The 23045-nt window shown below is 73.1% G+C and carries 19 protein-coding genes; 6 read left to right on the top strand and 13 right to left on the bottom strand.

Translation table 11 applies throughout. The features are described 5' to 3' along the window. Positions 1-38 precede the first annotated feature (38 nt). Entirely contained in the window at positions 39-806 is a 768-nt protein-coding gene (locus tag DSM112329_RS02655) for an SDR family NAD(P)-dependent oxidoreductase (RefSeq protein ID WP_354702539.1), read from the top strand. A 59-nt stretch (positions 807-865) separates the two neighbouring features. Here DSM112329_RS02655 and DSM112329_RS02650 read toward each other — a convergent pair whose 3' ends face one another. Beyond that, positions 866-1630, bottom strand: a complete 765-nt coding sequence (locus DSM112329_RS02650) for a hypothetical protein (RefSeq protein ID WP_354700260.1) — start codon at positions 1628-1630, stop codon at positions 866-868. A gap of 196 nt (positions 1631-1826) precedes the next feature. Here DSM112329_RS02650 and DSM112329_RS02645 point away from each other — a divergent pair, with 196 nt between their 5' ends. Together DSM112329_RS02645 and pyk are read left to right on the top strand one after the other, a co-directional pair. Further along, the gene (locus DSM112329_RS02645; RefSeq protein ID WP_354700259.1) at positions 1827-3482 is read left to right on the top strand and encodes a hypothetical protein; all 1656 of its coding nucleotides are present in this window, start codon (positions 1827-1829) and stop codon (positions 3480-3482) included. A 55-nt stretch (positions 3483-3537) separates the two neighbouring features. Then, positions 3538-5001: a pyruvate kinase gene (gene pyk / locus DSM112329_RS02640; protein WP_354700258.1), complete on the top strand. Its 1464-nt coding sequence runs from the start codon at positions 3538-3540 to the stop codon at positions 4999-5001. Positions 5002-5016: 15 nt separating this feature from the next. On the opposite strand, the gene DSM112329_RS02635 is transcribed toward pyk, so the two are convergent. The 4 genes from DSM112329_RS02635 to DSM112329_RS02620 all read right to left on the bottom strand — a co-directional run bounded on the left by DSM112329_RS02635 (position 5017) and on the right by DSM112329_RS02620 (position 9434). Beyond that, positions 5017-6423 (bottom strand): serine protease, encoded by a 1407-nt coding sequence (locus DSM112329_RS02635; protein ID WP_354700257.1) that lies wholly within the window; start codon positions 6421-6423, stop codon positions 5017-5019. A gap of 129 nt (positions 6424-6552) precedes the next feature. Beyond that, positions 6553-7224 carry a TVP38/TMEM64 family protein gene (locus tag DSM112329_RS02630; RefSeq protein WP_354700256.1) on the bottom strand — a complete coding sequence of 224 codons (672 nt, stop codon included), beginning with the start codon at positions 7222-7224 and terminating at the stop codon, positions 6553-6555. 7 nt (positions 7225-7231) lie between these two features. Then, a complete protein-coding gene (locus DSM112329_RS02625; protein ID WP_354700255.1) occupies positions 7232-8605 on the bottom strand; it encodes an AarF/ABC1/UbiB kinase family protein in 1374 nt (457 codons plus the stop codon). Positions 8606-8681: 76 nt separating this feature from the next. Further along, positions 8682-9434, bottom strand: coding sequence for an MBL fold metallo-hydrolase (locus tag DSM112329_RS02620; protein ID WP_354700254.1), 753 nt, complete (start codon positions 9432-9434; stop codon positions 8682-8684). 45 nt (positions 9435-9479) lie between these two features. Between DSM112329_RS02620 and DSM112329_RS02615 the strand changes: the two genes are divergently transcribed. Further along, positions 9480-9857: a VOC family protein gene (locus DSM112329_RS02615; protein WP_354700253.1), complete on the top strand. Its 378-nt coding sequence runs from the start codon at positions 9480-9482 to the stop codon at positions 9855-9857. A 64-nt stretch (positions 9858-9921) separates the two neighbouring features. Here the strand turns inward: DSM112329_RS02615 and DSM112329_RS02610 are convergent, their stop codons facing one another. Together DSM112329_RS02610 and DSM112329_RS02605 are read right to left on the bottom strand one after the other, a co-directional pair. Beyond that, on the bottom strand, positions 9922-10848 hold the full coding sequence (locus DSM112329_RS02610) for a hypothetical protein (protein ID WP_354700252.1): 927 nt from the start codon (positions 10846-10848) through the stop codon (positions 9922-9924). Between the two features lie 70 nt (positions 10849-10918). Continuing rightward, entirely contained in the window at positions 10919-13015 is a 2097-nt protein-coding gene (locus tag DSM112329_RS02605; RefSeq protein ID WP_354700251.1) for a M1 family metallopeptidase, read from the bottom strand. Between the two features lie 131 nt (positions 13016-13146). Between DSM112329_RS02605 and DSM112329_RS02600 the strand changes: the two genes are divergently transcribed. Then, on the top strand, positions 13147-14685 hold the full coding sequence (locus DSM112329_RS02600) for a Ppx/GppA phosphatase family protein (protein WP_354700250.1): 1539 nt from the start codon (positions 13147-13149) through the stop codon (positions 14683-14685). 99 nt (positions 14686-14784) lie between these two features. On the opposite strand, the gene DSM112329_RS02595 is transcribed toward DSM112329_RS02600, so the two are convergent. The 6 genes from DSM112329_RS02595 to DSM112329_RS02570 form a co-directional block, all read right to left on the bottom strand. Next, positions 14785-16290 (bottom strand): AAA family ATPase, encoded by a 1506-nt coding sequence (locus DSM112329_RS02595; RefSeq protein WP_354700249.1) that lies wholly within the window; start codon positions 16288-16290, stop codon positions 14785-14787. A gap of 50 nt (positions 16291-16340) precedes the next feature. Further along, complete coding sequence (locus DSM112329_RS02590) at positions 16341-18710, bottom strand: DUF4394 domain-containing protein (RefSeq protein ID WP_354700248.1); 2370 nt, start codon at positions 18708-18710, stop codon at positions 16341-16343. A gap of 183 nt (positions 18711-18893) precedes the next feature. Continuing rightward, positions 18894-19232 carry a hypothetical protein gene (locus tag DSM112329_RS02585; RefSeq protein WP_354700247.1) on the bottom strand — a complete coding sequence of 113 codons (339 nt, stop codon included), beginning with the start codon at positions 19230-19232 and terminating at the stop codon, positions 18894-18896. A 25-nt stretch (positions 19233-19257) separates the two neighbouring features. After that, positions 19258-20844 carry an FAD-binding oxidoreductase gene (locus DSM112329_RS02580; RefSeq protein WP_354700246.1) on the bottom strand — a complete coding sequence of 529 codons (1587 nt, stop codon included), beginning with the start codon at positions 20842-20844 and terminating at the stop codon, positions 19258-19260. After that, positions 20841-21977: an acetyl-CoA acetyltransferase gene (locus tag DSM112329_RS02575; protein WP_354700245.1), complete on the bottom strand. Its 1137-nt coding sequence runs from the start codon at positions 21975-21977 to the stop codon at positions 20841-20843. The genes DSM112329_RS02580 and DSM112329_RS02575 overlap by 4 nt, the downstream gene beginning before the upstream one ends. Continuing rightward, positions 21974-22303, bottom strand: a complete 330-nt coding sequence (locus tag DSM112329_RS02570; RefSeq protein WP_354700244.1) for an OB-fold domain-containing protein — start codon at positions 22301-22303, stop codon at positions 21974-21976. Before DSM112329_RS02570 ends, DSM112329_RS02575 begins: the two co-directional genes overlap by 4 nt. A 57-nt stretch (positions 22304-22360) precedes the next feature. Between DSM112329_RS02570 and DSM112329_RS02565 the strand changes: the two genes are divergently transcribed. Further along, positions 22361-23038: an NUDIX domain-containing protein gene (locus DSM112329_RS02565; RefSeq protein WP_354700243.1), complete on the top strand. Its 678-nt coding sequence runs from the start codon at positions 22361-22363 to the stop codon at positions 23036-23038. Positions 23039-23045 lie beyond the last annotated feature (7 nt).

Genomic DNA, 23045 nt, shown 5'->3' with positions numbered 1-23045 from the left:
CTGGTCCCTTCCCGAACCGTAGAGGTGAAAGACACGTGGTGAGCTTGGAGAACACGTCGGCGCTGGTCACCGGAGGTGCGTCCGGCCTGGGCCTGGCGACCGCGAAGCGGCTCGTGGCCGCCGGCGCCGGGGTCGTGATCGTCGACCTCAACGCCGACGTCGGGCAGGCCGTGGCGGACGAGATCGGCGCCGTGTTCGCACAGGCCGACGTCGCCGACCCGGAGCAGGTCACCAAAGCCGTCGACGCCGCCGTCGAGCTGGCGCCCCTGCGTTACGTGCTCAACTCGGCCGGGATCGGCGCGGCCGAGCGGACCGTCAACCGCGACGGCTCCCCCGCCAGCCTCGAGACCTTCGAGCGGGTCATCCGCGTCAACCTGATCGGGACGTTCAACGTCACGCGCCTGGCCGCTGCAGCCATCGCGCAGACCGAGCCGGACGCCGACGGGTGGCGCGGCTCGATCATCAACACCGCGTCGGCGGCGGCGTTCGACGGACAGATCGGCCAGGCGTCCTACTCGGCGTCTAAGGGCGCGATCGTCGGCATGACGCTGCCGATCGCCCGGGACCTGTCGAGCGCCGGCATCCGCGTGAACACGATCGCCCCCGGCCTGTTCGACACGCCGATCTACGGCAGCGGCGAGCAGGCGGAGCAGTTCAAGGCGCACCTGGGCAAGAACGTCCCGTTCCCGAAGCGGCTCGGCGTCGCCGACGAGTTCGCGTCGATGGCCCTCGAGATCCTCACCAACCCGTACATGAACGGCGAGACGGTGCGGCTGGACGGCGCGATCCGGATGCCGCCGAAGTAGGCCCGCACGCCGCTCGGGGGGCCGGCCCGGGATGCCCCGGGGCGGCCGTGCGCGGCGTGTCAGTTCCCGTCGTTGACGGGGATGATGCGGAGGTTCGTGCCGTTCGGGTTGATCGTGGCGCGCCACGGCTGCCCGCTCTGCTCGCCGCGCAGGCGCCACCGCTGGCGCCCGGTGCGGCGCAGCACCTCGAGCCGCAGCTCGTCGACGGTGATCGGGTCGTCGCTGCGGACCCCGATCGCGCGGGCGATGACCTGCAGGGCGTTCGGGTTCAGGTAGTTCGACATGAACGAGGTCTGCCCGCGCTTGTAGCGGACGACCGTCACCTCGCCGGCCTCCCCCGTCACGACGATGCCGGTGACCTTCTCCGGCCGCTTGCGGCTCAGCAGCTGGTTCGCGATGTCGCGGAAGCGGGAGTCGTCCGGCATGAGGACGCCGTTGACCGGCTTGCGACCCTCCGGCTTGTCCGCCTCCTCCACGATCATCGTGGCGGCGACTGCGATCGTGGCCGCGGCGGCGATCAGCAGGCTGACCACGAAGATCCGCAAGAACCAGCGACGCCAGCCGCGCGAGTGCTCGATCGGCCCGAGCGGGGGCAGGATCGTCGGCGCCGTCGGGTCCAGGTGGGCCGGCAGGTAGCGCGGGTCGTCCTCCGGGTCGGCGACCGCCGTGGTGGTCCCGTCGCCGTCGCCGTCGCCCGCATCGGAGGCGTCCGCGGACGGGCCTTCCGCGGCTGCGGACCGGCGCACCTTCTTCAGCTTGACCACGGGACGCTCGGCTGCGTCCTGCGGCTCCCCGGTATCCGGGGTGTCGACGTCGGTCTGCATCGCTCCCTTGAGGGTACGACGAATACCGGTCGGGTGAGGTCCCGAGGCAGTCTCAGAGGGGCATGTCGGTACGCACCGATACCTCAAGCGGCCGATCGCGGATGCCGATACCACCCTCGTCGTCCATTGACCGTCGCGATCCCCACCCCAGCGGGCTGTCCCTGACAGCCTGGTCGCGACCAGGAGCCCCACCCCCATGCCGCTGACCCCCTTCCGCCCCCGCGCGGCCCTCACGCTCGTGACGGCCGTCGCCGCCGTCACCGCCGCTGCCGCCCTGCCGTCCCCCGCCGCCGCGGCCGGCTTCACCTGCGACGCCAGCGCCCTGCGCGGCACGATCCTCGGTCAGGCGGCGATCGAACCGGTCACCGCGAACCGCGGGAGCGCCGAGTGCACGAACGACTCCGCGGGCGGCGCCGTGCTGGCCGACGCGCTCGCCGCGCTCCCCGTCAGCGCCAGCGCCCTGAGCGCCAAGACCATCGTCACGCCCTCCGGCACTCCCAACGACAAGCAGGGGGCCCTGGCCAGCGGCGGTCTCGCCGGCCTGACGGTCAAGGCCCTTCCGACGCTGCCCATCACGCTTCCGACCGCGTCGATCCCGCCGGAGCTGCTGAAGCTCGAGGTCCCGCTGTCGAGCCTGACGCCCCTGAACCCGCTGCTGGGCCTCCTCGGGCTGCCGTCGACGCTGACCTTCGACCTCAAGCCGGCCATCGATGCCCTGCTCCCGAACGGCGGGCTGCCGAACGTCGACCTGCTCTCGTTCGGCGCGGCCACGGCCTACGCGGGCGCCAGCTGCCAGGACGGGACGGCCAAGGCGTTCGGCGCCAGCCAGGTCGCCGACCTGAAGGTCCTCGGGGACGCGCTGCCGACCGACCAGCTCCTGAGCCAGGTGCTGAGCGTCATCGACTCGGGCAGCATCGACCTCAGCAAGCTCGACCTCACCAAGATCGAGCTCCCGCTCGGCCTGACCAGCGCCCTCGGCGGCCTGCTCCCGACGCTCCTCGGCCCGATCCAGGAGACCGTCCTCAAGCCGCTCGTGGCGGCGCTGCCGAAGATCGAGATCCCGGCCACGCTCGCGAGCGTCAAGCTCACGCCGTCGAGCCAGACGATCCGCCCCGACGGCACCCTGGTCCAGCAGGGGCCGCGGCTGCAGGTCTCGATCGCCGGGCAGTCGCTCGCGGACGTCATCCTCGGCGAGGCGACGATCGGCGGCACCGCCGGCGTCGACTGCGTCGTCCCCGCCGCGACGCCGCCCCCGTCCGCCGCCGACCTCGCGCTGCAGTGCACCACGCGCCGCCTCGTACTGGTGGACGTGCTGAACCAGAACGGCCGCGTCAAGTTCCTCGGCGCGGCGGACCGCAAGCTCGCGGGCCGGAGCGTCGGGCTGCGGCTCAAGAGCAACAGCCGCACCGTGGCCACGGCGACCGTCCGGGCGGACGGGTCGTTCAGCGCCACCGCCCCGCTGCCGCCGAAGTCGATCCGGAACACCGACAAGGCCCGCTACCAGGCGTTCATCGGCAGCGAGAAGTCCCTCGACCTCAAGCTGACGCGGCGGATGCTCGTGAACTCGGTCACCTCGTCCGATGGGAAGGTGACGCTCAAGGGCCGCGTGGTCCTTCCGCTCGCGAAGTCGGTCGCGCAGATCACGCTGACGCGACGCCTCTCCTGCAAGACGGTCGAGACGGTCAAGCGCTTCAAGCCGAAGTCGGACGGGACGTTCACGGTCACCGTCGACGCGCCGGACGACGCGACGGCCGCCGTCTACCGGATGAGCACGTTCGTCCGGAAGACCACCAGGTCGAACTCGACGTCGAAGACGTTCACGCTGCCGCGCGGGGTCAACCTGGACAAGTAGGGGGTTTCCCAGCCCGATCACCGGGGTGCGCACGGTCCGCCGGTAGGTTGGGGGCGTGACCCAGCGCCGCACGAAGATCGTCGCCACCATCGGCCCTGCCTGCCGCACGCCCGAGATGCTCGTCCGCCTGATCGAGGCGGGGATGGACGTCGCCCGGCTGAACTTCAGCCACGGCACCCACGAGGAGCACCGCGAGACCGCGAACCTCGTGCGGGAGGCCGCCAACCGCGCCGGCCGCCCGGTGGCGATCCTGCAGGACCTGCCCGGCCCGAAGCTGCGCATCGGCGCGGTCCGCGACGGCAGCGTCGTCCTCCCCGCCCGGAGCGAGGTCACGGTCCTGTGCGGGCCGGTCGACGACCGCGTCGGGGATGAGCAGACCCTGTACATGGACTGGGCAGGGCTCGTCGACGCGATCGAGGTGGGCGAGTCGATGTACCTCGCCGACGGTCGCGTGCGCCTGCGCGCCCTCGCGGTCCGGCCCGAACTAGGTGAGATCGACACGGTCGTCGAGGTCGGCGGCGCCGTCGCCAGTCGCCAGGGACTCAACATCCCCGGGCCCGCGGACGCCCTGCCGGCCGTGCCGGAGGAGGACCTCGAGCACCTGCGCGCCGGGATCGAGATCGGGGTCGACATGGTCGCCCTGTCGTTCGTCCGCCGCCCCGAGGACGTGACGTTCGTGCGCGAGCACACGCGTGCCCCGCTGATCGCCAAGATCGAGAAGCCGCAGGCCGTGGCGCGCGCCGAGGACATCCTGAAGGTCAGCGACTGCGTCATGGTCGCCCGCGGCGACCTCGGCATCGAGCTCCCGATCGAGGAGGTGCCGATGGTGCAGAAGCGCCTGCTGGCGCTGGCCGGCAGCCTCGCCCGCCCGTCGATCACCGCGACCCAGATGCTGGACTCGATGATCACGTCGCCGCGCCCGACCCGGGCCGAGGTCGCCGACGTCGCGAACGCGATCCTCGACGGGACGGACGCGATCATGCTCTCCCAGGAGACGGCCGTCGGCGCCTACCCGGTGCTGGCCGTCGAGATGATGGCGTCGATCGCGCTCCACACCGAGCGCCACGCGCCGTACAAGGAGTGGAACATCTCCCGGGTCGGCCGCGACACGCGCGACCCGTCGTACACGGTCGCCCACGCAGCCTGCCAGGCGGCCAGCGATCTCGAGCTCGCCGCGCTGGTGGTGCCCACGCTCTCGGGCCGCTCAGCGCGGCTCGTGTCGGCTCACCGTCCGGACGTGCCGATCTACGCGCTGTCCCCGGGTCGCGAGACGGTCCGCCGCTGTGGCCTGATGTGGGGCGTGACCGCGTCGTCGATCGGGCGCTACGACGTGACCGAAGAGCTGATCGCGGCCGCGGCCGCCCGCGTCGTCGAGCTCGGCTGGTGCCAGCCCGGCATGCGCGTCGGCATCACCGCCGGCCTGCCGAGCGGCCGACCCGGATCGACGTCGCTGCTGCAGGTGCAGGAGCTGCCGGCGCCGGGCCAGACGTGGCCGGTGACGCGCGAGGTCCGCGAGTAGCGGCGAGCTCCGCGATCAGCGGATCTTGACGGTCACCGTGCGGTTGGTCCGGCCGGTCGTGCGGACCGTGACCCGGAGCGTCTGACCGAGCCGGAACAGCTTCTGCCCTGCCCGCGGGGCGAACGTCACCGTCTGGGCTGCGGCCGTGAGCTTCACCGTCTTGGTGGCGACCAGGCGGCCGCCGCGGCGGATCTCGACGACGGAGACGCACGGACGGACGGCACACCGCAGCCGCAGCGCGGCACGACGGGTCGCGGTCAGCGACGCGCCGGCGGGCAGCGTCACGGCACGCGCGGCCGGCACCGGGGTGACGGGCGGCGTAGGTGTCGGGGTCGGCGTGGGGGTCGGAGTCAGCGTGGGGGTCGGCGTCGGCGTGGGCGACGGCGCGGGCGTCGGCGTCGGGGTGGGCGTCGGCGTCGGGGTGGGAGTCGGCGCGGGCGTCGGGGTGGGCGTCGACGTGCTCACCGGGAGCTGCGCGCCGATCTTGCCCTCGATCCAGGTCCGGAAGGCCGCGGTCTCGCCGTAGGTCCCCTCCTCCCCGATCCCGTCGCACGGGGACGGGCCGCGGCTCACGACGCCGACCAGCACCAGACCGCCGGGCGCCGTGGCGTACAGCGGCCCGCCGCTGTCGCCCTGGCACGAGGACGACGGGGTCGGCGTCCCGGCCGGGAGGGCCGTGCAGAGCTCGAGCGCCGCGGCGAACCCGGGGCCGCACTCCCCGTCCGCGCGGCTCACCACGCCCAGCGCCTTGAGCTCCGGCTTGAACGCACCCGGCGTGTTGCTGTCCGGCTCGGTCGAGCCCCAGCCGACGACCGAGTACGCCCGGCCGGCGGCGTAGAGGGCCTCGTCGCCGGTCGACCGCGGGATGGGGACGGTCGGCACGCCCGTCAGCGGCTCCTTCAGCTTCACGAGCGCGACGTCGTTCGGCCCGCCGTCACCTGCCGGCGCGCTGCCCGGGTAGGACTCGTGCTGGATGATCTCGGCCGCGCCGACCGCTGCGCCGTTCGAGGCGCCGTCCAGGACGGTCGTGCCGCTCACCACCTGCAGCTCGGCGGCCATGGTCGCGAGGCCGGCCGCGTCCGGTTTGGCCCCGGTCCCCGGGCTGTCGAAGCAGTGCGACGCGGTCAGGACCCACTGCGGGGCGATCAGCGCTCCGCCGCAGAAGTGGCCGCCGGCCTGGCTCGGGGTGAAGTTCACGCCGATCGAGACGGTGGCGGGGAACGCGCTGATCTGGACCTGCTGGCCACCGACGATCTGCGGCCGCGCGGCCGACGCCGGGGTGGCCGACGCCGCGGCCCCGACGAGCGCAGCGGCCGCGATCAGCGCGGTCCGGGTCGCGGCGAGCGACGTCCGGCGACGGACCGTGGTGTCGGTACGGGAGGCGGGGCGGGCCCCCGGGTCGGCCTGGTGCTGGGCGATCATCGAGCTGTCCTTCGGTCGTGCTGCCGGAGCTCGGCCGCGGCAGCGCGCGGCACGGTCCGGTCCCCGCGGGCGCGGCGATGACCGGACGTTATACGACGAAGATCGACCTACGTCGACGTTCGTCCATGCCTACGGACGACGACGCAGCGACTTCACCGCACCGGCGATCTCGGGATCCCGGGCGGCTACGACGAGGCCGACGGTGGCCATGCCGACCAGGATCACCAGCGCGAGGATCGCCTGCCAGGACCCGAGGTCGTCCAGCTGGCCGCCGAGTGCGGTGTACGCGAACGCCCGCGGGGCCGCGCCGACCGCGGTCGCGGCGGCGAACACCGCCAGCGGCACGGGCGTCAGGCCCGCGGCGTAGTTCACGCCGTTGTACGGGACTCCCGGAGCGAGCCGCGCGTAGAGGACCGCGAGGAAGCCGCGGCGCCCGACGAACTCGCGGAACGCCGTCACGCGCGGCCCGGCGATCTCGGCGACGGCGTCGTGCGCCCACCAGCGCGACACGCTGAACGCGAGCGACGCACCGACCACGGCGGAGATCAGGGAGACCGGGAAGCCGAGCGCCGTCCCGAAGACGAGGCCGGACGCGCCGCTCAGGATCGGCCCGGGGAAGAACGCGACGGTGAGGCAGCTGGAGACGACGATGAACAGGACGGGGCCGAGCAGCCCGTGCCCCTCCGCGGCGTCCCGGACGCGGTCGACGGAGACGCTGCCACTCAGCGCGAGCGCGCCGATGCAGACGGCCACGAAGCCGACCAGCGTCAGGATCCGCGCGCGCGGACCGAGCCCGGGCAACCCCGCGCTACCGGCCGCGCGAGGCGTAGAACTCGGTCTCGAGGACGCCGAGCTCCGTCACCGGCGCGTCCCCGAACGTCCACTCGCGGGCGATGCGGTGCCAGTTTGCGCTCGCGCCGAGCTGCCCGAGGACCGCCAGCGTCATGTGCTCCAGGCGCCGGCCGAAGAGGTACTCCCGCGGGAAGTTCTCGTGCCGCATGCGGGCGAAGTGCTCGCCCATCGGCGTCGAGATCCCGAGGACGATCTCGCTGGCGATCTGCGGCGACAGGCGGACCTCGTCGTCGTCCGTGTACCACCACGTCGAGTAGCGGGCGAACTCCAGCAGCCGCTCGGGGTCCATCCGCGTGGCGTCGTTCAGGAAGCCCTCGCGCGCCCACAGGTCGTGCAGCCCCTGCGCGTCGCCGGCGTCCACGCGCCGCTGGGTCTCGAGCTCGACCTCGGCGATCTTCTTGTCGATCACCTTGAAGAGGCCGAAGTCCAGGAAGCAGACCCGGCCGTCGTCCATGACCAGGAAGTTGCCGGGGTGCGGGTCGCCGCTGAACTGGTGGTGGCGGTACATGCAGCCGAAGTAGAAGCGGAAGACGATCTCGCCGAGGCGGTCGCGCTCGGCGTCCGTCGCGTGCTCGTTGATGGCGTCGAAGCCCGCGCCCTCGACGAACTCGGAGACGATCACGCGCTCGCGGCAGAGGTCCGTGACGACCTCGGGGATGACGATGAACGGGTGCCCGCGGAAGATCCGGGCCAGGCGGCGCTGGTTGGACGCCTCGAGCTCGTAGTCGAGCTCCTCGTGCACGCGTTCGCGGATCTCGTCCGCCAGCTCCTGGGCGTCGATGCCCGGCACCATGCGCTTGATCAGCCGCATGATGATGCCGAGGTTCTGCATGTCCGCCCGCACGGCGCTGTTCACGCCGGGGTACTGGACCTTGACGGCGACCTCGCGGCCGTCGTCCTTCAGCCTCGCGCGGTAGACCTGGCCGATCGACGCCGCGGCGATGGCCGTCTCGTCGAACTCGCTGAAGACGTCCTTCAGCTTCTCGCCGAGGTCGGCCTCGATGACCTTCTTCATGTCCTTGAAGGCGACGTTCGGCGCCGCGTCGCGTAGCGCGGCGAGCTTCAGCTGGAACTCCTCGCGGTGCTCCTCCGGGACCAGCCCGACGTCCAGGAACGACAGGACCTGGCCGAGCTTCATGGCCGCGCCCTTCATCGTCCCGAGGGCCGTCACGATCTGCTCGGCGCTCTCGAGCTGCCGCCGCGCGTTCGCTGCCCGGGCGTCCTCCTCGGACCGCGTCAGGTTCGCGGCCTTCGTGCCGTACTGCCGCGCCGCCTGCCCGGCGGCGAGCTTGCCCACCACCGCGGTCCGCCGGATGCGCGAGGTGGGCATGGGTGCGTCCTTCTTGGCCATCAGCTGAGTGTCCCACCCCGGCGCGCGCCGCGGGCGCGGACGGCCACGGGTCGGTCTACCCCTGCACGATCTTCGAGCCGGGGACGATGTCGTCGCTGCCGTCGGGCCAGCGGACCCAGGCCTTGTGCCCGCCGTCGTAGTCGTCGCCGAGGTGGACGAGCGTCGCGGGCTCATCGAGGGCCGTGCACTGCGCGTCGCCCTCGGGGTCCACCCCCCGCCAGATCCGGACGAACGAGTTGGTCTCGAGCTCGTCGGCGACCGTCGACGGGTCGGTGTGGCCCGGCCGCAGCACCGTCTCCGGCGGGAGCGTCAGCAACACGTCCATGATCGAGTGCTTGATGTCCGCGAACGTCGTGTGGCCGGGCGCGCGGACGCCGCCGACCGAGTTCTTGAACAGCGTGTCCCCGGTGAAGACGTTGCCGTCGACGAGCAGGGACAGCATGCCGAGCGTGTGCCCCGGGGTGTGCAGCGTCTTCACGGTGAGATCGCCGATGGCGATCTCCTCGCCGGCCTCCATCGTGCCGGTGACGTGACCGGCGAACTCGTCGGCGACGAGCGGGCGCTCGAGCGGGTGGATCAGGACGGCGGCGCCGGGGAAGACCTCGAGGATCTCGGCCAGCTGAGAGACGTGATCCCAGTGGTGGTGGGTCAGCAGGACGTGGGTGACGTCGATGGCGTGCTCCTTGGCCTTGGCCAGCAGCGGGGCCACGGGCCCGCCGGCGTCGACGAAGAAGCCAGGCCCGCCCGCCTCCCCCACGAGGTAGGTGTTCGACAGGAAGTCATCGTTCATCGCGCGTTCGAGGATCACCCGATCGATGCTACCCGGCGCCCCCGGCCCGCTACCGTCGCCGTCATGTCCTCCGAACTCATCCATACCTGCTATCGCATCGTCGAGATCGACCGCAGCGTCGCCTTCTACGGCGCGCTCGGCTTCGAGGAGGTCCATCGCATGAGCCTTCCCGACGGCGCGACGAACGTCTTCATGGGCCTGCCCGGCGACGGCGCGCGCCTCGAGCTGACGTACAACCCGGGCGTCGAGTCCTACGACGTCGGCTCCGGCTACGGGCACATCGCCGTGACGACCGGGGACCTCGACAGCGCCCTTGCAGACCTCGCCGAGCAGGGCATCACGCCCGAGAAGCCGCCGTACACCGTCAGCGACGGCGGCTCGCGCATCTGCTTCGTCCGCGACCCGGACGACTACCGCATCGAGCTGATCGAGCGCGGCTGAGAACGACCGCGGGCGGCCCCCGGAGAGGGACCGCCCGCGGGACGACGGCGTTCGCGGCGAACCGTCAGGCGAAGGTGACCTTCACCTCGCGCTCGTCGCTCATGGTGACCTCGCACGTCGCGACGCTCGTGGCCTCACCGGGGACCGGCGCGTGGGACGCGGTGCAGGCGCCCGTGATCGTCACGGTCGAGTTGGCCGGACCGGTCGCGGTCACGGTCACCTTCGACGACGGGGCGAACGCGCCGACGCAGCTGCCGACCTCGGTCAGCTTCGTGATGTGGCAGGCGATCCCGCCGGCCGGCGTGGTCGTGACGTCACCCTCGAGCAGGCCGCCGCCGCTGACGATGCTCAGGCCGTTCTGGTCGAGCTTCGCCGTCCGCGTCTTGCCGCTGTTGGTCCAGGTGACGACGTCACCGCTGAGCTTGATCGACTTCGGCGGGACCTTGGAGCTCGTGCCGCTGTCCAGGAACTGCTGGTCGTAGCCGGCGCCGTCGGCGTCGAAGCCGTAGATGTAGGTCTGCGAGTCCGTGCTCTGGCCGTCACCCAGGCCGGAGTAGGCGACGACGAGCGCGCCCTTGTCGTTGATCCGCGCCGCGCCGATCTGCGGCGTCTGGTTGTCGATGTCGAACTCGATGCTGCTCGGCGGGAAGAGGCCCTTCTTCTTCTTGCCGGTCCGCGCGTCGACGACCGAGATCGTGTCAGAGCCGGAGATCGTGCGGGTGAAGGCCGCGTAGGCGCCCTTCGCCGCGACCATCTTGACCTGGTTGCCCGTGAACGTCTGGGTCAGGGCGATCACGGGGCCGCGCGGCTTCGCACAGCCGTAGTAGCGGTTCTTCGAGCCCTGCTTGACCTTGTAGATCTTGACGATCTTGCTCTTGGCGAGCTCGACGCCGCGGGTCCCGTCGCAGCGGGTCACCTTGGCGGAAGCACTGGCGGGGATGAGTGCCGTGGCGGCTATCGCGGCCAGCGGGAGGAGGGTGAGTTTGCGCATGATGCGACCGTAAACGACCACTCCTCGCCGAAGTGACGCCTTTGTGGAGTGTGCGTCAGATGACGCTGCTTCAGAACGTCGCCGGGGTGATGGCGGGTCGTCCGGTCGCGGGTCCGACCCCCTGGTAGGACGTGTAGAGCCATTCGCGGAAGAAGGCATCCCAGCGGGCGGCCCGCGCCGGGTCGTGGGCCTTCACGAGCGCGATGAACTGCTCGGTCGTCGCGTTGCCGCCGGGGTGCCCGGGGGCGGTGAGCCAGTCGCGCATGAGCGTCCGGAACCGCGCGTCGCCGAGGATCTCGTGGATCGCGGTCATCGTCGCCGCGCCGCGCTGGTACATCGCGTTGTCGTCGAAGATGTCCCCCGCGGTCGGCGGGTCGGCCGGGGGGATGCTCCAGAAGTTCGGCTCCAGCGCGCCGTACACCTCGTCGAAGCGCGCCTTCAGCGTCGGCCCGCCGTTCTGGTTCACCGACCACAGCCACGCGGCGAACTCGGTCATCCCCTCGTTCAGCCAGATGTCCTTCCACTGCGTGAGCGTCACGTGATCGCCGAAGTACATGTGGCCGTTCTCGTGGGCGACCGTGTCGATGCCGGCGCCCGCCGAGTCGGCGGCGCTGCTGACCGCGTACGTCGGCTTGCCCTGCGTCTCGAGCGAGTAGCCGACCGACTGCCGCGGGTTGATGCCGCCCATCGCGTTGAACGGATACGGGACCCCGAAGTAGGCGGCGTAGTAGTCGAGGATCGCCGGGGTGCGGTTCAGGTCCGCGAGCTGTTTGGCCTTCGCCGCCGCGTCGAAGGACCGGTCGACGGCGGTGTAGAAGGGGACGCTCCGCGACGTGTCGGTCGCCAGGTCGAACTTCGCGATCGCGACCGAGGCGAGGTACGGCGCCGTCGGGTCGGGGTCGTTCCAGGTGTAGGTGCGGCGGCCCCCGGCGACCACGGGCGGGCCATCGAGGACGCCCGTCCCGACGGCGACCCACGGCGGGGACACCTCCGGGACCGAGATCCGGGTCGTGAACGTCGCCTTGTCGAACGGGACGTTGTTCCCGGGGAACCAGCCCATCGCGCCGATCGGCTCGGAGACGGCGATCGCCCCGTAGGTGGTGTCCGGGATCCAGCCGTCCGGGGCGCCGTCGGGGTCGATCACGGGACGGGTGACGCCGGAGTAGGTGATCGCGACCGCGACGACCTTGTCACGGTCGAGGCCGGGCGCCGGCGGCGTGATGTCGAGGTTGTAGTCGGCGGTGTCGGCTGCCGCCCCGGGCAGCGCCGGGAGGCCGGGGGACGGCGGGCTCGCGGGCGGGGTGTCGTCCGCCTGCCGGAACTGCGCCGCGACCCCATCGACGGTCACGGCGGACACGCGCAGCCAGGGCGCGAAGTCGAGCGTCAGGCGCGAGAGGTCCTGCGTCGCCTTCAGGGTGATCGTCGCCGTCCCGCCCAGGACCTTGCTCGCGATGTCGTACGCGAGGTCCAGGCCGTAGTGCTGGACGTCGTAGCCGCCGCCGCCGATGTCCGGGAAGAGGGTGTCGCCGAGCGACCGCGCCCCCGGGGTGTACTTCGCGGCGGGATCGGGGGTGGTGGGAGTGGTCGGTGTCGCGGGGGTCGTCGGCGGTGTGGCTGGGCTCGGCGTGGCCGGGGCGGGAAGCGCCGGCGGCGGGGCGGGCGCGGGCGCCGGCACCGGCGCCGGTTTCACCGCCGGCGGGACGACCGTCACGCCCGTCGGCGCCTTGCGGCAGCGGGCGACGGCGTCGCCAGGGGCGCGGCGGACGCAGACCACCACCTCGTAGGCCGAGGTCACCCGCGCCGGGAAGGTGCTGCCACGAGCGGTCAGCAGGAAGCTGAAGCGCCGCGAGCCGCCGGCGCGGACGTCCGGCGTGATGCGTCGGCCCAGCGGGATCATCACGTGCGGCCGCCCGCGCGAGCGCAGCTTGAACTCGAGGCTGACCTTCGAGGTCCGCCCGCCGGCGTTGCGCACCGTCCCGGCGACGCGCACGCGCGTGCCTGCCTTGACCGTCTTCGCGGTGGTGCTGAGCGCCGAGGCCAGCGGCCGACCCGGGCCGGACGGGGCAGCGGCGTGCGCGGTCGCGGCTGCGGTCCCGGCCAGCGCCGCACCCCCGGCGCACAGCACGGCGAGGACGGCGGGACGTGACGGGGCTGAGCGGGCGCGCATGTACCGGGACATAACGACAGCTCGGCCCTGATCAAGCGATCCGCCCTGTCAGCGCACGGCCCGCGCCGGCGCGCCCGCTCGCCACCCTGACGGCGACGCGTCGCGGCCGGGCGATACGCGAGGATGCCCGCGTGGACGGAGACCCACCCCAGCCGGACCTGCGGGTCGCCGTGATCGACCTGGGCTCGAACTCCTTCCGGCTCGTCGTCTTCGAGGCCCACGAGGGGACCTGGCGGCGCTCCGACGAGATCTTCGAGGCCGTCCGGATCGGCGAGGGCATGGCCGCCACCGGCGAGCTCGGCCGGGCCCCGATGGCCCGGGCCCTCGACGCGCTCGACGTCTTCGCCCACTTCGCCCGCGCCAGCGGACTGGAGCACACCCAGATCGACGCCGTGGCGACCAGCGCGATCCGCGAGGCGAGCAACTCGGACGCCTTCCTGGCCAAGGCCCGGAAGCTGACCAAGCTGCCGATCCGCGTGCTCTCCGGGGCGGAGGAGGCGCACTACGGCTACCTGGCCGCCGTCAACTCCACGACCCTCGCCGACGGCTGCGTGCTCGACCTGGGCGGCGGATCGATGCAGCTCGTGCGGGTCGTCGGCCGCCATTCACGCGACGCCGAGTCCTGGCGGCTCGGCGCGGTGCGCATGACCGAGCGTTTCCTGTCGGGTCCGGGCCCGCACAAGAAGAAGGCGCTCGACGACGTGCGCGGCCACGTCGCGAGCCGGCTCGAGAAGGCCGAGTGGCTGCCGCGCTGCGGAGACCGCCTGGTCGGCATCGGCGGGACCGTGCGCAACCTCGCGTCGGCCGCCCAGCGCGCGGACGGGCTGCCGTCCGGCGGAGTGCAGGGACAGGTCATCACCCGCGACACGCTCGGCGGCCTGATCGAGCGCCTCGCCGCGCTGCCGACCGCCGAGCGCCGCAGCGTCCCCGGCGTGAAGCCGAACCGCGGGGACCTGATCCTGGCCGGCGCGCTGGTCGTCGAGGGCGTCATGGAGGCGGGCGGCTTCCCGGGGATCGAGGCGACCGAGGCCGGACTGCGCGAGGGCGTCTTCTTCGAGCGGCTGCTGCGCCACGCGGGCGACCCGCCGCTGGTCGACGACGTCCGCCGTGCCAGCGTCCTGAACATCGCGGCGCAGTACCGGGTCGAGCCGCGCCACACCGCGCACGTGGCCAAGCTCGCGCTCGGGATGTTCGACGACCTCGCGGCCGCGCGCCTGCATCCCGGGGACCCGCTGGAGCGCGAGCTGCTGTGGGCGGCGTGCTGCCTCCACGACATCGGGATGTCCGTCGACTACGACGACCACCACAAGCACTCCCGGTACCTGATCCTCAACGCCGGGCTGCCCGGGTTCACCCCGTCCGAGGTCGCCATCGTCGCCCAGGCGGCGCGCTACCACCGCAAGGGCACGCCGGACCCGGGCCCGCTCGCCGCGCACCTGGACGAGGACGGGATCCGGCGGCTGAACCGGTGCGCCGCGCTGCTGCGACTGGCGGAGGACCTCGAACGGGCCCGCGACCAGATCGTCACCGCGGTCCGCGTGAAGGTCGCGGGGGACGAGGTGCACCTGATCCTCGACGCCGACGGCTCGGTGGCGCTGCCGCGCTGGGCGGCGCAGCGCGAGGTGGACCTGTTCCGCCGGGCGTTCGACCGCACCCTCGTCGTCCGCTGACGGCGAGGTCGCGCGCGGCAGTCGACCCGGTCACCGGCCCCGGACGAGCGTCATTAGTGCTTTGACCACCGTGGCGGTGGCGGAACCCGGGTTCAGCTTCTATTGCGGGCGCGCCGCGCGCACGTCCGCCGCCGTGATCGCCATCAGCTCCGCTCGCGTCGGCGCACCCGCACCCGTCTTGAGCAGGCGCTCCGCCTGGTGGCCGATGACGTCGTCGAACAGGTTGCGCGCCGCCCGGGCGTTCGCGAAGAAGCGATCGCGCGCCGCGTGGAGCGTGCCGAGGACCTCGAGCACCGCGGCGCGGGCCTCCGCGTCCAGGCCGTAGTCGGCGTGCTCGGCGAACGACACGAAGATCTGCACCAGTTCCTCCGGACCGTAGTCGGCGAACGTGACCGTCTCGGCGAAGCGGCTCGCCAGGCCGGTGTTGGACTGCAGGAACTCGCCCATCTCCTGCGGGTAGCCGGCGACGATCACCGCCAGCCGCGTGCGGTCGTCCTCCATCCGCTTCAGCAGCTCGGTGACCGCCTCCGGCCCGAAGTCCCCGGGGCTCCCGGGGCGCACGAGCGAGTAGGCCTCGTCGAGGAACAGGACGCCGTCCAGCGCGCCGTCGACCACCTTGTTGGTGAGCGTCGCCGTCTGCCCCACGTAGCCGGAGACGAGGTCGGCCCGGGTCACCTCGACCACCCGGTCGGAGTTCAGCAGGCCGAGTGCGTGGTACAGGCGGCCGAACAGCCGCGCGACCGTGGTCTTGCCAGTCCCCGGCGCGCCGATGAAGACCAGGTGCAGGCTGACGTCCGCGCGCTTCAGCCCCGCCTCCACCCGCAACGTGCCGACGCGCAGCAGCTCGGCCATCCGCCGCATCTGCGCCTTGACGCCGGACAGGCCGACGAGCGCGTCGAGGTCCGCGAGCGCCTGCGCATAGGCGGCCTCGTCGAAGTGCGCCTGCGGCAGGACCGGCGGCGGCGGGACACCGTCGGTGGCCGTGGCGCCGGCGCCCGTGGCGACCGCCGGCCGGTCCGCCGCAGCGCCGCCGACCAGGGGCGGTCCGTGCGCCTCGCGCAGCTCCGCGAGCTCCGCGTCGATCTGCTCGATCAGCCGGTCCGCGCCGGGCGTCCGCTGCTGCCGCGCCTGCGCCAGCGCCTCGCGCAGGACGGCGTCCGCTTCGCCGCGGCGCCCGAGGCGACGCAGCGGGACGCTCATCCGCACGCGCGTCTCCGCGGCCGGCAGGTAGCCGGCCCCCAGCTGCGTCCCGACGGCGAGCGCCTGCTGGAAGGCGCTCACCGAGCCCTCGAAGTCGGCCGCCAGCGTCAGCGCGACGCCCAGCTCGCTGAGCAGCTCGTGCCGCTGCGGCAGCGGGACCTGCAGCCCGTCCGCGATGGCGACCGCGTCGCGCAGCTGCGCCGCGGCCCCCGGCCCGTCGCCCTGCGCCCGCAACCGGGCGGCCGCGGTCCGGCAGATCGCCAGGCGCTCGGCCCGCCCGTCCGGCAGGCCGGCCACCTGCTGCCCCGCGACGCGCTCGAACCCCTCGGCCTCGGCGAAGAGGCCGTCGCGCAGCTTCAGCCGCGCTTGGTCCAGGTAGGAGGCGACACGGTCGTTGAGAGCCACGCCGGGAGACCCTACGGTCCCCCGGCGCCCTCTGCGACCCGCGCCGAGCGCTAGCCCGCGCGGACCTTCAGGGTCTTGACCGACCGCGCCTTCAGGCGGTCGCTCCCCAGGAACCGCACGGTGATCGTGTACGAGCCCTTCTTGCTGACCGGCACCGTCGCCGCGAACGTGCAGCTGGACGACACGCGCTTCTCGAACGTCTTCGAGCTGCCCGACGTCGGCTTCACGACCATCGACACCGTGCCGTAGCGGCACGCCGTGGACTTGCTCAGGCCGCTCGGCGGGGTGACGGACCCCGAGACGCGGAACGAGTACGGGCCGCGCCGGTCGCGGGTGGTGTTGACCTTGGCCGTGGCGCTCCGCGCGCTGACGGCGACGGGCGGCTTGTTGGTCGTCGGACCCGGGACGGTGACGGTCGGGCCGGGCACCGTCACGGTCGGACCCGGAACGGGGACGGGGACGGTGGCACCGGTCGGATCGTTGTCGAAGACCGACACGGTCGCCGCGTTCGGTGCGCCCAGCGACGCGCCCGTGTTCGACCCGGCGACGAGCGTGACGCCGATGGTCTCGGTGTCCTCGACCACGGTGTCGTCGGCGACCACGATGTCGACCGCCTTGCTGGTCTCCCCGGCCGCGAACGTCACCGGGGTGGCGGCGACGGCGGTGAAGTCCGTGCCGGCGGTCGCCGTCCCGGTCGCCGTCGTCGCGTAGGACACCGTCGACGTGCCGTCCGTGTTACCGGAGCGGCTGATCGTCAGCGTCGCCGTGCCGGTCTTCTCGTTCGTCGAGAAGGCCGCCGCGGAGAACTGCACGCTCGGCGGCTGCACGTCGAGCGTCACGTCGAGGACGTCGGTCGCGGCGGCGCCGATCGGCGCACCCGCCCCGGCACGCCCGGTTGCGAGGTCGATGCGATGCAGGCGCGAGGCACCCGCCGACGGCTGCAGCGTCGCCCAGCCGATGCCCGTCGCACCGGAGATGTCGAAGCCGACCTGCGTGTTCGTGTCGATGCCGAGTGTCCCGAAGGGTGCGCCGGCGCCGAAGTTGTTCACGACGCCGCCGTTCGGGCTGTCCGGCGAGCCGCCCGGGGAGCCCTGGATGCGGAGCGAGTCGCCGGTCGCGTCGATGTCGTACAGCGTCGACTGCTGCGCCCCGTTGACGTTGTTGTCGTAGGCGGCGCCCACGATGTTCGGCGCCGGGGTGCCCGTGAGGGCGGTGTCGGCCGCGGCCTGGTTACCAGTGACCGGGGAGATCCGCAGGTTCAGCCCGAGGTTCGAGATCACGCGGATCGCGTTGGGGACCGGGTTGAAGTCGACCGCGTAGGCCGTCGCGGCGTCGAGTGCGAACGGGGTCGTCGTCACGAGCGTCAGGCCGCCCGTGCCCTTGTTCACGGTGTAGACGCGGCCGGCGTTGGCCGCGTCCTTCGTGATCAGGAAGAGACGGCCGCTCGAGGGCTGGGCGTCGAGGCCGGCGAACGTCTCGCCCGCCGGGAGCCCGAGGGCGCCGACACTGGTGAGCGTCTGCGGCGCGTTCGTCTGCAGGGTCTGCAGCGTCGGGGCGGCAGCGGTGCCCGTCACGACGAACGCCTTCTCGGCCGCGAGCCCGCCGATGGCCGGCGGCGCGGTGTCGACCGCGATGTCGACGATGTCCGTCACGCCCGCGAAGGCGGTGCCGGTCGAGGCAGCACCGGTGTCGAGGTTGATGGTGTGCAGCGTCGCCACGCCCGCGGTCGCCTGGACCGAGGCGTAGGCGATGCCGGTGGCGCCCGAGACGTCGAACCCGGCGTCGCCGTTGTTCAGCGTGGCGCCGAGGGAGCCGACGTTCGTGACCGTGCCCGCGTTCGGGTCACCGGACAGCTGCAGCCGCGCGGGCCCGCCGTTGAAGTCGATGTAGTAGAGCCGGGTGCTGAGCGCGCCCGAGACGTTGTTGGTGTACGCAGCGGCGATGACGTCCGACGTGGGGTTGATCGCGCCGTCCGTCGTGACCGTGCCCGTGAGGGGCGCCACGCGGCGGTTCTCGTCGTCGCCGGTCGCGATGCGGATCCGGTCGACGGTCGGGTTGAAGTCGAAGCCGGTGACGACGCCGGTCAGGGCGAACGTCGCGCCGACGGGGACGGCTGCGCCGCCGCCCTTGGGGACGCGGACCAGCTGGACGGTGCTGGTGGCGGTGCGCACGAGGCCGTAGAGCTCGCCGGTGGCGGGGCGGACGTCGATCGCCTCGAGCGTGCCGGCGCCGAGCCCGGTGACGGGCAGCGCGGCGGACAGCGTGCCGGGCGTCTTCGTGTCGAACGTGTAGAGGTTGTTCGCGCCGTCGACGGCGAACGCCGACTCGGCGAGCGCCTGGCCGGGCGCTGCGAGCAGCACCCCTGACGTGACGAGCGCGGCCGTTGCGGCTGCCCTCCGGATCCTGGATCGGGTCTGCACTGCCCCTCCTGCGGGTTCGATGTCGGTGTCCACGAGCGCCCTCATGCGGCGCGCGCGGTACTCCGCGTTCCTTCGCAGGCCAGCTGCCCAGGGTTCAGAAATGATGAGAGCGTTCTTAGTAACTGGCGCGTTGGCACTACTCGACCGTGCGCCGCCGATCGCGCGGCGACCGACCCGGCCGCGTCAGCTGCGCGGGTTCCAGGGCTCGTCGAACGTGCGCTCGTCCTCGCGCGCCGGGCCGACCGGCACCTTCAGCGGCTCGGCCGGAGCGGTGATCGTGTCCGTCTGCTCGTGCTCGAGCTCCGGCGGCTCCATGCCGTCGCAGATCAGGCGGAACGCCCCCGTCCCGAGCTTCGGGTCGGACTCGAGCAGCAAGCCGGCGATGGTGTCCCCCTCCTCCCACTGCATCCGCTCGATCTCGAACGGGTGCATGCGGACGGTGTGCGGCGGGAACGGGCACGACTTGTTGTGCTGGTCCTTCGCGCGGGTGATCGCCTCGAAGTTCTTGGCCTCTGCGGACATCGTCCAGCCAGGTTACCGAGGCGGGTCAGCCGATCAGGACACCGGGGTTGAGCAGGCCCCGCGGATCGACGGCCTGCTTCGCGCCGGTCAGCGCCGCGGCGAAGACGTCGGGGCGCTGGACGTCGTACCAGGGCCGGTGATCGCGCCCGACCGCGTGGTGGTGCGTGATCGTCCCGCCGCCGCTGCTGATCGCGTCGCCCGCCGCCTGCTTCATCCGCTGCCACTGCGCAAGCTCCTCGCCGCGCCGTGCCGGCGCGATGACCGTGTAGTACGGCGCCGGCCCGTCGGGGTACACGTGGGTGAAGCGGCAGGAGACGCGGCACGGCTCGCCGAGCGCCTCGCGGACGGCGCCCGTGACGTGGGCGTGGAAGGCCGGGAAGCGGTCCCACGTGATCGCGGTCTCGAACGTGTCGGTCAGGACGCCGCAGCGCAGCAGGGCGTCGCGGAGGTACGGCATCGCGAGGAACGCGTCGCGCCACGTGTCGACGGTCCCCGCCGCCCCGTCCGCCGCCTTCTTCGCCGCCGGGTCGTCGTACGCCCCGCCGTGCTCCCGGCAGATCGCGAGGCAGCGGCGCAGGTCGTCCTCGACGTCGACCCCGGGCGACTCGACCCCGACCACGAGCACCGCGCCGCTCCCGTCCCCGGCGCCGGTCTGCAGCGCCTCGAGCTCGTCCAACAGGCGTAGGTTGGCGGGGGTCAGCCCGGCCTGGACGATCGCGCGGGCGGCATCGCACCCGGCGGCGAAGGTCCCGAAGCGGACCGCGCGGGAGGCCCGGTGCTCGGGCCGGGGCTGCACGCGCATCCAGGCCTCGGTGATGACGCCCAGGGTCCCCTCGCTGCCGAGCAGCATGCGGTCCGGCGAGACGCCGGCGCCGCTGCCCGGCAGGCGCCGGGACTCCCAGGCGCCCGACGGCGTGACCGCGCGGATCGACTCGGTGAGGTCGTCGATGTGGGTGCGGCCCGTCGCGAAGTGCCCGCCGGCGCGCGTGGCGAGCCAGCCCCCGAGCGTCGAGAGCTCGAAGGACTGCGGGAAGAAGCGCAGCGTCAGGCCGTGCTCGCGGAGCTGCGACTCCAGCACCGGGCCGCTGGCGCCGGCCTGGATGCGGGCCGCGCGCGAGTGCTCGTCGAGCTCGAGGATCCGGTCCAGGCGCGTGAGGTCGAGCGAGACGACGCCGTCGAAGGACGACCCGTCCCCGCCCAGCCCTCGCGGCTCGACGCCGCCGACGACGCTCGTTCCGCCGCCGTAGGGGATGACCGCGGCGTTCGCCCCCGCCGCCCACTCGAGGACCGCCTCCACGCCGGCCTCGTCGGCCGGGTGGGCGACGGCGTCGACGACGTGGTCGATCGCGCCGCGGAAGGCCCGGATGGTGTCGGGGTAGGACTTGCCGAGCGAGTGGTGGATCCGGTCGAGCTTGTCCGTGCTGCCGCCCGGGAGCGCGGACACGTCGAGCCGCGGGGCCGGCAGCGCGATCGCCTCCAGCGGCACGGGGTCCTCGACCGCGCCCAGGCCGTCGAGCCCGAGGACGGCGCCCGCGTGCGCGCCGATCCCGTGCGGGTCGATGCGGGCGTCCGCGAACCCCCAGCCCCACCAGTTGCGCTCGCGCCCGGTCATGACGCGGCCGCGTCCGAGCCGAGCAGCGCTGTCGCCTGGGCGCTGAAGACGCCGCCGTTTCCATGTGCGAGGACCACGTCGTGCCCACCCTCCCTGATCTGGCGCACCGCTTCCACCAGCAGGAGCAGGCCGTACATCCCCGGGTGCTGGTAGCTGAGCCCGCCGCCGTTCGTGTTCATCGGCAGCGCGCCACCCGGGGCGATCGCGCCGGACGCCACGAAGGGCCCACCGTCGCCCTTCGCGCAGAACCCGAGGTCCTCCAGGAACAGGATCGGGGTGATGGTGAAGGCGTCGTAGAGCTGGACGCAGGTCACGTCGGCCGGGGTCAGGCGCGCCTGCGAAAAGGCGCGGGCGCCCGACTGGTCGGCGGCCGTGCGCGTCAGCGACGGCATCGACGACAGGTGGCGGTGCGTCGTCGCGTCCCCCGCCCCGAGCAGGTGGACCGGCGGCCGGCGCAGCGTGCGGGCCCGCTCCGCGCTGGTGACCACGAGGGCGCCGCCGCCGTCCGTCAGCAGGCAGCAGTCCTTCACGCCGAGCGGGTCGCAGACGCGGGGCGCGGCCAGGACCTCGTCGACCGTGAGCGGCCCCTTGCCCGCCGTCCACGCGTTCGGCCGGTCCTGCGCCCACTCGCGCGCGGCGACCGCGACGGCCGCCAGCTGCTCCGGCGTGGTCCCGAACTCGTGCATGTGCCGCGAGGCCGCGAGGGCGTACGCGCTGATCGGCAGCAGCGGGCGGTACGGCGCCTCCCACGGGGAGACCTCCTGCACCGACGCGCTCGCGCGGCCGACCGACCGCTGCGTGGACCCGTAGGCGATGAGCGCGACGTCGCAGTCGCCGCGGGCGATGGCCGCCCGCGCGTGGGCCAGGTGGACGATCGGCGACCCGCCGCCGACCATCGTCGAGTCGCCCGTGCGCGGGCTGATCCCGAGGGCCTCGCCGAGGTTCAGCGCCGCCCACGGCAGCTGCGTGGACGCGGCGTAGAGGCCGTCGACGTCGGCGGTGGTCAGCCCGCAGTCCTCGAGCGCGCGCAGCGAGGCCTGCGCCATCAGGTCGGTCGGCGTCAGGCCGGGGGCGACCTGCCCCAGGTCGGACTCGGCGGCGCCGGCGATCGCGACCCCGCCCGGTGCGGTCATCCGTCCTGCTCGGGGGTGAAGAGCGGGACCTCGCCGTCCCAGGTGAGCCGCACGCGCATGCCGATGCTGACGTCCTCCGGCGCGACACCGACGATCCGGGACATCAGCCGCACGCCGTCGTCGAGGTCGACCAGGGACAGGTCCAGCGGCTCCTCGCCGGCGCGCCGGAGCGTCGTGGTCGCGTAGACCGTCCCGAGCCCGTCGCTCACGCGCCAGCCCGCGCCGCGGACCTGCGGCGGCCACAGCGGCAGGCCGGCGGCGTCCACCTGGTAGGCGAGCTCCTGGCGGGCGGCGTGCGCGGCGAACGTGAAGGCGGGGGACTCCATGGCGGGGAGCTTGCCTGACCCACCCGACGACACGGGTCCATAAGATGGATCGGACCGATGAGCCTGCCGCCCGGCATCCTGGCGCGCGGCCCGTGGGCGATCGACCAGATCGTCGCCACCTGGGACGCGGACCACTACGAACCCTCGTCCGCCGCGACGGACGCCGCCGACGCCGCGATCGCCGCCCTCGCCGAACGGGGCTCGCCGAGCCACGACGGCCACGCCGCGCGGCTGGTGGACTGGTCGCTGTCCGACGCGGGCCGGCTCAGCCTGCAGCTGCAGCCGATCCGCTGGGCGCTGCGCCTGCTGGAGGACGACACCTGCTCGTCGATGGCGTCGCTGTGCGTGATCCGGGATGCGCAGGGCCGCTGGCTGGCCGGCCGCCGTGCCGCCTGGCTGAGCACCTGGGCCGGACGCTGGGCGCTCGGCGCCGGCGGGGCCGTCGACCTCGGCGAGTCGCCGGCTGACACCCTCACCCGCGAGCTGCGCGAGGAGTGGTCCGTCGCCCCCGAGCGTGTCCAGGGCGAGGCGCTCGTCCGGCTGCCCAAGCAGATGATCATGTTCGTCGGCCAGGCCTGGCTGGCGGCGGGCGTCGAGGACGACGTCGTCCCGGACGCCGAGCACGACGAGTTCGCCTGGTGGCCGGCCGACATCGACGCCTGGCCCGCCGAGGCCGACGACCCGCTGCGCTACATGGCGCGCCTGCTGGACGCGTCCGGCCCGGCCCCCGGATAGGCGGGCC

The organism is Paraconexibacter sp. AEG42_29, from assembly GCF_040581415.1.
Classification (GTDB): domain Bacteria; phylum Actinomycetota; class Thermoleophilia; order Solirubrobacterales; family Solirubrobacteraceae; genus Paraconexibacter.
This window is presented reverse-complemented; position numbering and strand designations above follow the sequence as displayed.